The sequence below is a fragment of the Rothia sp. HMSC069C04 genome (assembly GCF_001812895.1).
GTDB lineage: Bacteria > Actinomycetota > Actinomycetes > Actinomycetales > Micrococcaceae > Rothia.
The window spans coordinates 61,119-73,404 of the sequence record NZ_KV810746.1 but is presented as its reverse complement, the minus strand read 5'-3'; the positions used below and the strand labels follow the sequence as shown (position 1 = coordinate 73,404).

Annotated in this window: 8 protein-coding genes; 5 read left to right on the top strand and 3 right to left on the bottom strand. The window is 54.8% G+C overall.

Translation table 11 applies throughout. The annotated features are described in order from the left end of the window. Window positions 1-54: 54 nt before the first annotated feature. The 4 genes from HMPREF2879_RS06625 to HMPREF2879_RS06610 all read left to right on the top strand — a co-directional run bounded on the left by HMPREF2879_RS06625 (window position 55) and on the right by HMPREF2879_RS06610 (window position 7,283). The gene (locus HMPREF2879_RS06625) at window positions 55-2,841 is read left to right on the top strand and encodes a Z1 domain-containing protein (RefSeq protein WP_070635082.1); all 2,787 of its coding nucleotides are present in this window, start codon (window positions 55-57) and stop codon (window positions 2,839-2,841) included. Window positions 2,842-2,992: 151 nt separating this feature from the next. Then, window positions 2,993-4,933 carry a hypothetical protein gene (locus HMPREF2879_RS06620; RefSeq protein ID WP_070635081.1) on the top strand — a complete coding sequence of 647 codons (1,941 nt, stop codon included), beginning with the start codon at window positions 2,993-2,995 and terminating at the stop codon, window positions 4,931-4,933. A 5-nt stretch (window positions 4,934-4,938) separates the two neighbouring features. Further along, window positions 4,939-5,862 (top strand): hypothetical protein, encoded by a 924-nt coding sequence (locus tag HMPREF2879_RS06615; RefSeq protein ID WP_070635080.1) that lies wholly within the window; start codon window positions 4,939-4,941, stop codon window positions 5,860-5,862. Between the two features lie 2 nt (window positions 5,863-5,864). Further along, window positions 5,865-7,283: a DUF6339 family protein gene (locus HMPREF2879_RS06610; protein WP_070599911.1), complete on the top strand. Its 1,419-nt coding sequence runs from the start codon at window positions 5,865-5,867 to the stop codon at window positions 7,281-7,283. A 76-nt stretch (window positions 7,284-7,359) separates the two neighbouring features. Here HMPREF2879_RS06610 and HMPREF2879_RS06605 read toward each other — a convergent pair whose 3' ends face one another. The 3 genes from HMPREF2879_RS06605 to HMPREF2879_RS06595 all read right to left on the bottom strand — a co-directional run bounded on the left by HMPREF2879_RS06605 (window position 7,360) and on the right by HMPREF2879_RS06595 (window position 10,317). Continuing rightward, window positions 7,360-7,959 (bottom strand): excalibur calcium-binding domain-containing protein, encoded by a 600-nt coding sequence (locus HMPREF2879_RS06605; RefSeq protein ID WP_083309636.1) that lies wholly within the window; start codon window positions 7,957-7,959, stop codon window positions 7,360-7,362. A gap of 274 nt (window positions 7,960-8,233) precedes the next feature. After that, window positions 8,234-8,974, bottom strand: coding sequence for a DsbA family oxidoreductase (locus HMPREF2879_RS06600; protein ID WP_070635079.1), 741 nt, complete (start codon window positions 8,972-8,974; stop codon window positions 8,234-8,236). 215 nt (window positions 8,975-9,189) lie between these two features. Then, a complete protein-coding gene (locus tag HMPREF2879_RS06595) occupies window positions 9,190-10,317 on the bottom strand; it encodes a polysaccharide deacetylase family protein (RefSeq protein WP_049350112.1) in 1,128 nt (375 codons plus the stop codon). Between the two features lie 177 nt (window positions 10,318-10,494). On the opposite strand from HMPREF2879_RS06595, the gene HMPREF2879_RS06590 reads away from it, so the two are divergent. After that, window positions 10,495-11,604: an App1 family protein gene (locus HMPREF2879_RS06590; protein ID WP_049352868.1), complete on the top strand. Its 1,110-nt coding sequence runs from the start codon at window positions 10,495-10,497 to the stop codon at window positions 11,602-11,604. The last annotated feature ends 682 nt before the right edge of the window (window positions 11,605-12,286 follow it).

The window sequence follows — 12,286 nt, the reverse complement described above, 5'->3', positions numbered from 1 at the left end:
CTAAACAATGGCTCCTGCAATCACTCACATATCTATTTTTCAATGAGGAGAAAAATGGCCGAGGAAATTTCCAAGCCGGAACAGCAGATTTACGATACTGCTGCACGGGAACTCATCTCGTACGAAGACGCTTGCCGCCAGGTCATCGACGGTATGGTTGCCGCTGGTATTCCGGAAGACGCAATCGTTCCCGTCTACGAGAAGGCACTTCGTACCATTCAGGAACGTGAAGCCGCGAACGCCAAGGGCGAGTTCGATGAGGCTGCTACGGCCAAGGAAGACTACCATCACTGGTACGATGCTGCGAAGCCCGATACTGCCGGATGGAGCCACCTGCGTAGGAAGCTTACCGAGAAGATTGGTGAGGACGGTACGTCCACTATTCACCAGGAATCCGGTAAAGTGGTCGGTCTTCTTGCCGACCCCGCGACGAAGAATCTGACCCACAAGGGTCTGGTTGTTGGTTATGTGCAGTCCGGTAAGACCGCGAACTTCTCGGCGGTTATCACCAAGGCAGTTGACGAGGGCTACCGTTTCGTTATTGTCTTGGCAGGTATGTACAACAACCTGCGTCGTCAGACTCAGGAACGTTTGGACGGCGATGTTGTTGCCGCTCTCCAGAATGCTGGGAAGTCTGTTTTCCCTCTGACCAGTGTCAAGGGCGATATCTCTTCGGACGCCGGCCTTCTCCTCAACGCTCTGCGCACTAAAGATAGTGTTGTTTTTGCGGTGGTGAAGAAGAACTACAGCCGTCTGGGCAACCTGCTCAAGCAGCTGGAAGCCGCAAACCGTGAGGGTCTGCTGGATGATGCTCCCGTGCTCATCATTGATGATGAGTCGGATCAGGCGACCCCCAACACCGCGAAGGAAGATGAAGCGTACTCCGGTATTAACCGACTCCTCCGCCAGATTTGGGACCAGGTGCAGCAGGGCTCCTACGTTGCGTACACCGCGACTCCCTTCGCTAACGTTCTGATGGACCCGAATGATGATGAGCGCTACACCGAGTATCTAGAGTCGGTTAATCCCGAGGAATCCGAGGGGGAGACCATCGAACGTTACCCGGGTCTGTACCCCTCCGACTTCATCTACGCTTTGGAACGCCCGAATGGCTACATTGGTGCGTCCCGTATTTTTGGTACCCCGCTGTGGGCTACCGAGGACGAAGATGGCACGCTGAATGACGGTGTAGATGTTGATGCTGTCCGCGATATCGATACTGAGGAAGCCAAAATTCTGCGTCCTCCTACTCGTAAGGACGGCGGGGACTACATGCCTGAGATGGTTCCCAGCCTTGAAGATGCAGTGCTGTGGTTTATGATTGCCACGGCTCTTCGTCGTCGTCGCGCTCAGAAGAAGCAGCACAGCTCGATGCTGATTCACCTTTCGCACAGGGTTGACACTCACTTTGAAGCGGTGAAGGTGATTGAGGACTACATCTCAGCGCTGAAGGAAAACTATGGTAAGCCTGAGATCAACGATGCTATGCAGGGTCTGTACGAGCGCGAGGTTGCTCGTATGCAGGCTATCCGCCCCGAAGAGATTTACCCTGAATGGGATGAGCTGAAGCTTGCTGTGGGTCAGGTTGTCCGCGAGACCAAGTGCATCGTGGACAACGGTTCCTCGGAGGAGCGCCTGGAATACAACGCAGATTCACCGGCTACCTATGTCGTTATCGGCGGTAATACTCTCGCCCGTGGTCTGACCCTTGAGGGCTTGATTAGCTCGTACTATCTCAGGGCAAGCAAGACCTACGATGCTCTTCTGCAGATGGGCCGCTGGTTCGGTTTCCGTCCCGGCTATGATGACCTGATTCGTCTGTGGACGACCAGGGACCTTCAGGACTACTACCGTCACCTTGCCGGTGTGGAAGATGAGATTCGCGAAGAAATTCGTATCGTTGGTAGCACCCCCAAGACCGTTGGTGTGAAGATTCGTACTCACCCCAAGGCGCTGCAGGTTACCGCTGCTAATAAGATGCGTCATGCCAAGGCACTTACCGTTGATTACAGCGGTAAGCTTCACCAGCTGACTCGTTTCGAGGAGAAGAACGCCGAAATCCTGAACCACAATATTCAGGTATTCGAGTCCCTTGTTGGCTCTATCTCGAGTACTCATGAGGTAGTGCAGGATAAGAACAACGGTAGCTACCTCTTCACTGGCGTGCCCGTGGATGTCGTGCTGTCCTATTTCAAGGACTTCAAGGCCCACTCCTCACATTACGAAGCTGGCTCGGACAAGCTGGTTGAGTGGATTGAGAAGTACGCCGACCAGGACTGGAACGTTGTCGTCTACTCCGGTACCCAGAAGGATATGCCGCAGCAGAATTTTGCTGGTCTGGACATTCGCATGGCAACTCGTAGCGCGTATGACATTCCTGCTGATGACGGTATCGCGGACCTGGGTGCTCTTGCTGTGGGTGAGACTCCGATTCTGGACTTCAAGATCCTCGCTAACACGGGAAATCAGGAGTACAAAGATCTGCTTGAGGGCTTGAAGGAAAAGAAGAACACTGGGGAATCTGAAAAGAAGCATACGGGTCGAGCTGCACAGCTGAACCTTCGTTACATTGAAGGTAACGTGCCGCTTCTGGTCATTTACGTGGTCAACCCCCACTCGAAGGCTAAGCCGGGCGCTCGCCGTCGTGACCTTGACGCTGCTGCACCGGTCGTCTTGCACGCTGTGGTTCTTCCTCAGGTTGCAGGTTCCGACTACAGCAACTTCATCTCGGTTGTTCCTGAGCAGGTTGAGGATCTGGCTCTTGATGAGGAAGAGCTGGATGAGAACAGCTCGATTCTGGCTGCAGTTGACAGCGATGATGAAGGCGACTACAAGGAGTAACCTCAGGTAGCTTCTTGAATACCCAAAGGGGGGTATAGGTTTCGGGGTGGCATTTCACCGGATAATGCCGCCCCGAAGCTTCATGCTCCCATAACACACACCGTACGACTCAATAGCGCCCACATTTTCTACAGGGCAAGGAGATAACATCGTGAGCCTTAATTGGTTCCCCCTTCCTAAAAACACTGGTTCGATATCTGCTCGAGGCGCCTCGCGTACCCTGGGCCGTCCCAATCTGAGCCCGCTTGCTCTGGTGACCCGTGAGATGGCTCAGAACTCGTGGGATGCACGCCTCGAAGGGTACACACCGGAGTTTGGCTGCCTGGTTCGGCACGCCAATCAGGGTGTGCTGAATACCCTGAAGAACGAGGTATTTGCAGCTGGTTTTGAGATTCACAGCAAGTACACCGGTCTAGACCAGACTTTTAACCGTGGCGATGTCTACTTCTTGGAATTCTGGGACCGCGGGACCGTCGGTCTTGATGGCCCGGACCGTCCCGACGAAGCTGTTGAGGAAGGGGAGAGCCAGAACTTTGTTAACCTTACGATGAACCTTGGTAGCGATAACAAGGGACAAGGTAATGGTGGCTCATACGGCTTTGGTAAAACGGCTGCTTTCAATATGAGCGAGTCTCAATCTGTTATTTACTGGTCTGCCTTTAAGACCAAAACTGGCGAGATTGATTACCGACTTATTGCTGTCGCCCTCGGCAAAGAATATACGTACGATGGTCGAAACTATACGGGTCGCCATTGGTGGGGATATGAGGGACCAACAGTTAAGGACACGGGTAACATTCTCCCGTTGACGGGAGAACCTGCTCGTCGGTTGGGTGAGGCTATTTTCTCTCGTCACTTTAATGACGGAGAAACTGGCACTTCAATTCTTATCGTTGATGCAAAGCCTGCAGAGCTTATGGAAGTATCAGACGATGAGGGTAAGATTCCGGATGACCCGGGTCGAATTATTGACCGTTCCCACGAAAAGATTCAAAATATCGTGATGTACCATCTTTGGCCCAAATTGGATGTTGAAGATGGAAATAGGTCTATGGATATCAGGATTAACAATAAGCCTGTCTTGATTCAGGAACTTAAGAATAATCCTGAATATAAGGGAATTGAGCAACTGTGCTCGGCTCTTATCGATGTCCGAAAAATGGCTGAGCTTCAAAGGATGAATTTTGATGCTGACCCATTTGACGGTGTTTTCTACTACAAGAGCTTTGTTTTTAAGCGAGCAAGGGATTCCTACAATATTGGATATCTAAGGATTGCTCGAGGTGCGTACGATATTAACGCCGAAAAATCTATCTATCCGCAAAAAACTGTGTGTTTGATGCGTAATGAGGCTGAATTGGTTGTCCAGTACCGAAAGGTGAATGATCTGGATGACTCGAAGGCCACCTGGTACGGTGTGTTCAAGCCCGACCTTGAAACGGATGCCGCCTTCCGAGAGGCTGAGCCTCCCGCCCATGACGAATGGAATCCGAGCTCTCTTGAAAATGCTAAGCACAAGAACATTGTTGGTTATGCTGCTCGGAACATCACGAATAGCTTGAAGAGTCTTTTCGAATCGAAGGACACTAAGCGCGATAGCGGGTCCTTAGGTTCCTTGTCGAAGATTTCTCAGAAGCTTGCTCGGTTCAACCCGATTATGTCCTCCGGAGGCGGTGTCATTACTGAGCTGACGGATGAGGACGAAGGCAAGAATAAAAAGCGCCCTGGTGGCGTCGTTCGTCGCGCCTCGGTGTCAATTGAGTCGGCAGCAATGACTGGCGTTCACCCGCAGAACCCCGATTACGTGCAGTATTTCATTAGCTTCTCCTGTAGCAGCGCTTGGAAGGCTGGTCAACGCGTTGGCATCAAGGTCTCTATCGCAACCGGTGATGAGAGGACTCTAGAGTACACGGACTCTCACGACCTTGAGCCTTCGTGGAGCGAAGGCTGGGGCCCTGATACTAACGACACCCAAAAGGCGGGCCATGTTTATGTGCAGTGGGACGGCCCTGAAGATTCCGAGGATAACCAGGGGTCTGTGATCATCACGTTGCGTAAGGGTAAGACCTATATTTTTGAGGTGGAGGGCTAATAGCTATGGCAGGTAAGCGTGTAAAGGCATATCCTCATCTCACCCTTTTCCCGCACGAAGTGGAATGGGGCGAATGGGATATTCGTACTCAGAACGGCGAAATTGTTGACCCGGAGAAGTTGCCCTCCAGCTGGGATTACGATACTGATCTGGAGCTCTCCATCACCGTCAAAGTACGGCTTGAAGGAATCCGTCGAGTGCTGGGCAATGAGGAGTCTCTGCCTCGACTGATTTGTGAGGTCCAGTGTCGACCGACCCACTGGAGCGTCATTGAAGAGAGCCGAGATGTTCAGCTTGATTCGGAATCATTTGTCGCGGTTGTTAGCGCCAAGATTCCTGGACGTAAGGTTGCGGGAGAACTAAAGCTCCGAGCAGCTCTAGTGGCGGGTGCCCTAAATATCGATGGATATAACACCGATGAAACCGCCTATATTGCTGTGCAAGAGGACAGCCTGTCTTTGAGTGCTAAGGGTGCTGGTATGCCGTTCTCGCAGCTTGATTTTTCTCGAGTGCGAGAGTGGGATAAAAATGCTCCCTGGGTTGTAAGGTGCAATGCCAGTAATCCGGAAGCGTTGTATTCACGATGCGTGCGAGTATTTGTGAATACGAAACACCCGGTTTGTAAGGCTTTGGTGCGAGGGGATGAAAAGGATTATGAAATTCTAGAACCCGCTATTTCTCGAGATTTCTTGGCAACTCTTGTGCGAGAAATTTATGTTGCTCATTTGAACGAGAATTCTTTGTATACGTCGCAGAAAGAACTCACTGAAGGAAATTGCGAAGAGTTTCAAATCGTTACGCAGAGGATTATTAAAGAAAATTTCTCAATGACGATTCCGGAACTTATTGACGCGCTGAAAAGGGATTGGAATTCCGTGCAGAGCAAGATTGACGGTATTACCGGGTACATGCAGAAGGGATGGAAGTAGGTATGGTTCATCAGAGCGTAGAGCCTGCCCAGCAGGACACTAGCCCTGAGAATACTCAGGCGCCTGCAGAGCAGGAAGAACAGTATCTTTACTACCGCCTGGAAGAATTTCTAGCGGGTATAGAGTTGCAGGAATGGAAAAACTCTGGGGTTCCGCTACGCAATGTAGATTGCGGAGAAATCGACACGAATCTAGAAATCCTCAATATTGGCGGCAACGAGATTCCGATGCCGACTCTAAAGAGTCTCCGCAGAATTGTAGATAAAGAGCTCGAGAATCTTAAGGCTTTTGCTGATGATCGGGATAAGTGGAAGTACGAGTACTCCCACCGTATCGGTAAAGCTCTGCACAAGAACCTGCACATGATTCGTGGTGAAGCTGAATCTATTGAGGTGTGGCAGTTTATCGGTCTGAGGGTTCTTCCTGCGGCTGCTTTTGCACGTTTTGCCCCCTCGAAGGAAGTTCGACATATCGGTAACCTGCGCCGTCACGTGCTACGTCGAACCTGGCTGACCTACGACCTCCTGGGCGAGGTTATGGATGAGGGAGGCTACCTCACGGAAGATGACCTCAACCAGATTCTTGACCGAACCTCCATCTCGACGAACCGCGATTTGGCGTTGGCTCTCGCTCGAGCCCTAAACTCTGTGGGCGCCCCCAGCGATTACGGTTTGGAGAGGGGAGTCTCTGCCCGTGATATCAAACGTAAAATCGCGGAAGAGCTCACGGTGCGTATGGGCGTTGAGATGGTGCAACACAAGTCGTACGAGGATATGTGCGCACTCCTTGAGGACATCAAGAACGAGGTTATCGAGGCCTTCAAGCTTCAGGAAGGTATTGAGGAAGAACAGTATGAAGATACCTGGGATTCTGACCCTGAAACTGTAGAAGACTACGAGTCAGAAGATGTAGAAATCGAAGAGTCGGAAGACGTAGAGGTTGAAGAGTTGGAAGACTCTGAAGATCTGGATACTGAGACTGACGAGTACGACGAAAGCTACTACGAGGATTTCTCGGACGAGGAATCTGAAGAGGAGGAAGAGTCTGCAGATCTCGAGGTTGCTGAGGATATGGAATCCCCGGAACCTGAAGCTGAGGAATCTGATGCTGAGGAGTCTGAGGCTCAGGAACCTGGGGAACCTCAACCGTTCTTTGTGCCGGTTAACGAATTCCGCGAATCAAACCTCTTTAGCTCAACGCAGTACGGGTACTACGTTGACGAGGAACCCGAGGAACGTCCGTCACGTCTTCGAACTCCGCAGAGCAAGCTCAAGGCCAAGCTGGAACAAGCAAGCCACGAGGTAACCACAGACGAAGAAGCTCATGAGACGGCTTCTGAAGCTAAGACTCACAGGAGTAAGCTCACGCCTCCCAAATCTAAGATGGGACAGTTCTGGGACAACATGCCCTGGAAGCGCTAAAAAGTAAGAAGCCCCCTTGCCCCGGTTCAACTAAGAACCGGCACAAGGGGGCTTCGCTATATCTGGGGGTAGAAGCTTAGTGCTTCTTCTTCGGCTCGCACGCCACGCCGTCACCATCAGAATCAAGACCGGGGCGGTAACCCGGCTCGCCACGATGCAACGGCGCCGCACCAGCTGCACGTACCGCATCACAATTCTTGTAATAAACACTCGACTGCGCCGGAGCCTGCTGCACCGGCTGAGCGGGAGCCTGCTGTGCGGGAGCCTCAGCCGCTGGAGCCTGCGCGGGTGCCTGCTGGACGGGCGCATCCGTAGCCACCGGAGCAGGAGCTTCCTGAACCGGCGCCTGTTGAACAGGCTCAGCCTGTTGCGCGGGAGCCTCAGAAACCGGAGCCGCCGGTGCCTCCGCGGAAGGTGCCTTAGTAGCCGGTGCCTGCACGGGAGCCTCAGTAGTCGGAACCGGAGACGGGGTTACCGTCGGGGTAGGAGACTCCGAAGGAGTCGCAGACGCACTCGGAGAAGAACTAGGAGTAGCTGAAACCGAAGGGCTAGCAGAAACAGACGTCGACGATGACGCAGAAGGCCCAGGCTTCGGAGCGCGAACAGACGAAGAGCAACCAGTCAGCAGCAGAGCACCCGCAAGAACACCAGCGGTCGCGGTGTGAATTTTCAACACAATATTCCTTTATAAAGTGAGTGGACAAGTGTGTTCACCGTAGAACACACACTCAAGTGTAAATGAAAACAGTCCTATCCGCAGGTAATATTGAGCTCCCAAACATTCTGACAAGGGAAGATATAACGTGCGGGCATAGCAAAGCCCCCTCGTACTAGAAATAGTACGAGGGGGATCCGCTATACCTGGGGCTGCATTAGCCGGGGGCGCTGGGGGAGTAGCACCCCCGCCGGGACAGCTCTAGCCAGAACCGCTAGCTCTAGCCGGGCTGAGGCTAGGAGCAGTTGCCGTTCACATCGCAGGACGGACCCGCCTCCGCATCATTGTTACCTGCTGCGTCACCAGCCGCGCCCGCCAGCGGGTTCAGGAACTCAACCTGATGAGTCTGCTCCCACACCTGACGCAGCGCCTGCACCAGCGCCTCCGCAGGCTGCGCACCATTCACCGCCCACTTCGACTCAATCAAGAAGAACGGCACACCATTAATGCCCAGCTGGTGCGCCAACTGCTCATCAGCGCGCACATCCACCGCGTAACGGTCGCTCTTCAACACCGCCTCAACCTCGGCGGTATCCAAACCAATCTCAGAGGCGATATCCAGAATCGACTCGTGATCCTGCACCGAACGGCCCTGCGTGAAGTACGCCTTCTTAAACGCCTCCTGCGCCGCCGATGCCAAACCCTGCTCCGCCGCATAATGAATCACACGGTGCGCATCAAACGTGTTACCGTAGCGTGCCTGCCGCCAATTGAAATCCAAACCCACCTCGCGGGCACGCTCCGCTATCGACTCCTGGCTCGCAATCGCCTGCTCCAACGGCATCTGATACTTGCCAGCAATCATCTCAGGCAGCGAACCGGCAGGATGCTCCGTAGCCGACGGGTCCAGCTCAAAACTATGCCACACCACCTCAACCTCGTCACGGTGCTCAAACTCGGCGAGCGCCTGCTCCAGGTTACGCTTGCCCACGTAGCAGAAGGGGCACACAATATCGGACCAAATATCAATACGCATGTTATCTATTCCTCTCATACTCGGATGCGGCACGTTGCCGCCTGTATGCTCACCTAACGCCCCGGTTGCCGTGTTTATTCCCGGCTATTCCCCAGAGTTTATTCCCGCCGGGTACGGCAAAGCCCCCTCGCGCCGGTTCGTACAGAATCTTCTGCACAGGAATATCCGTACAGGAACCGGGTCAAGGGGGCTTAGCACACGCGAAATACGCGACCCTATCGGCGGGCAGCCGCCGGTGCGGTCGTGGCAGTAGCCGCGGGAGCAGTCGTAGCCGCAGGTGCGGCGGTAGCACGAGCCGGCGGAGCCGTAGTGGTTGCCGCCGGAGCGGTTGTAGCCTGCTGGCTTGCCGCTGCCTCATCCTCATAGCGGGTAGTCGGCGCCTGAGTCGGAGCCTCAGTAGTCGGCTCCTGGGTAGGGGCCGGTGCCTCCGTAGTCGCCTCGGGGGAGGGGGTGTTCTCCTCCGGGGTGGGGGTCGGCGAAGGAGCCGCCGCCTTAATCTCTTCCTCGGATGCGTCACCGTAGTAGTCACGAACCGTCACCGCAGTCAGGCCGCGGTCATCGAGCAGGCCCTTCACCTTATCCAGAATCGGGATGATCGTCTCGTAGTTCAGGTGACCCAGCACAATCTGCTGCGGCAACATGTAGCGGATACAACGCATGTAAATCACACGGGAGCTGGTCTTCGCCTCGTCGCCGGTAGTGCCGTTCCACATGACCGGGCGGGTAAAACCAATCTCACCGGCAGCCTTCAGCACCGCATCGTTGTAGCGGCCGTACGGCGGGCGGAAGTACGGCTTCGACGAGACACCGAACATGCTCATAATCTCGTCTTCGTTACGCTGCAGCTCTTCCTTCACACCCTCAGCATCCAGGGTGGTCAGGTCAGCGTGGTTGTACGTGTGGTTCGCAACCTGAATCTGGCCGCTCTGAACCAGCGGACGCAGCAACGACACATGCTCCTTAAAACCGGTGTACGAAGCGTTAATGAAGAACGTCAGGCGAGTATTCGTACGCTTCGAGAACTCAGCGTAGCCGCGAATCGCCTCCGGGCTTGCGCCGTCATCAACAGTCCACGCAACATACTTGCCGTCACCAATGAGGGAGTTGCCGATGCCGGGCCATTCGCGCGGCTTATCAACCGGGTTGCCAGCAGCGGCAACCGTCGGCGAATTCGTGGGTGCGGGGCGAGTAGCAGTAGCAGAGGTCTCGCCGCCAGCCTGATACGGAGTGAAATTACCGCTGGTGCCGTCGTAGTCATTCGACTTCTTCGAGCAGGCAGCAATCAGCGGAAGCATAGCAGTGCCGAGCACAAAAAGTCGGCGGTTAGGCTGTGAGTGGGTCATACTCTCCAGGATAACGCCCCCACCTGCAAGGAACGAATCTGAACAGCGAATACACCCTAAATAATGTGCACATCACACCCCGCGCTCAGCACCACAGTATTAATAGGTATAAAAACTAGGTATAAGAACACAAAATCCTAAAGCCGCAAGCCGGTAACGCTCCGCTACACTAGTGGGATGGAGAATTTGGGCACTCACGAACTGCGCAACCTTGTGAACGATGCTGCCGACGAGGCTGTCAACATCGGCTACCGTGTTGCAGACCGGCTGCACAGGTGGCGCGAAAAGCGTGCCATCGCTGCCGGTCGCGAGCCTATCCTCGTGCCCACCGAAGGCTACGGCCGCGCCGCCTCCGACGGAACCCCCGGCTGGGTCCGCGTTATCGCCCGCGCCCTTTACAAGACGGTCAACCTCGAACGCCTCCTGCAGGTCGTCGACGGCACCCAAGACACCGCCAACCCCATGCGCGGCTGGCGCTCCTTCACCGCAACCGCAATGTCCGATGCGCCCGTCACCATCGTCATCGACGGCACCAAGCACGAGGCGTACACCGACCGCGGTGGCGTGCTCGACGTCAAACTCAGCATCGACCTGGACCCCGGCATGCACGAAGTCATCATGTACGTGCCCGGTTCCCGCGCCGTAGCAACCAGCGTCTATATCGTTCCCGAAAGCCAGAAGCTCGGCGTCATCATGGACGTCGACGACACCGTCATGGTCACCATGCTGCCGCGCCCCATGGTTGCCGCCTGGAACTCCTTCATCCTCGACGAGCACGCACGTATCCCCACCCCCGGCATGGCGGTCATGACCGACCGTATCCGCCGCAGCCACCCGAATGCGCCGTTCATGTACCTGTCCACCGGCGCCTGGAACATCACCCCGACCCTGCGCCGTTTCCTCAGCCGCAACGGCTACCCGCGCGGCACGTTCCTGCTCACCGACTGGGGCCCCACCCCGGACCGCTGGTTCCGCTCCGGAACCAACCACAAGGTCGAGTCCCTGCGCCGACTCGCCGAGGAATTCCCGCAGATGAAGTGGATCCTCGTCGGTGACGACGGGCAGCGCGACCCGTACATCTACAACGGCTTCGCGGTACGCTACCCGGACAACGTCGCGGCAATTGTCATCCGCAATCTGACGGTGGGGGAGACCATGCTCGCCTCCGGTCGCGTGTGGAGTGACTACCGTGCCGAACAGATGATGCGCTCGCCGCTGTGGATTGAAGCCACAGACGGCGTAACGCTGAGCAAGAAGCTGCGTGAGCTGGGCCTGATCGATTTCTAGCCGGTTACTGCTCGCCGGTTGCTAAAATCTGTGCCTATAGCCTGTAAACCCACCGCAAATACCGCGAAATGCCGGTATATGCGGTGGGTTTTGGTGTTTCAGCGGAATTAACCAACTTAAACCCACGACACACCGGCTGCTGAAAAAGAGTTAAAAATCTTTTCTACAGCCTTAATCACATAGCTTAAACCCGCTCGAAGGGGGTTAACCCCCGCCTTTAAGAAAGTCCGTTCTGCTTTAAAACCGCGCCGTTCCGCGCAAGAACGGGTGAGAGCGGAAATCTCTTTAAAATCAAGCCCGAATCTGCCGGGTTTTATGCCCCCAAACGCATACATGAGGTTAACTGAACCTCAACTCAGCGGGCGAATGAACCCTTAAAAATCCTGACCAACTTAAACCCCACCTGTGGATAACCCGGCACACCCCGCGAAAATACGGCGAACTAGCCCCGCGGCAGGGTGTGGATAAGCTGTAGACACCCCCTCTTAAGTGGGTTCAACTGTGGGTTTATCGAACGAAACACGACCCTCGCACCACATCATCTTGTGGTGCAGAAAAATCTCGACACTAGATGTAGTATTAATACTCGGTTCCACCACTACGGCACTTTTAGGCGCCCTGCCCCAGAGCAGGAAACCGCCACGCCCCACTAGGAGGGGGCAGTGGACGGCACAGCGCCCGC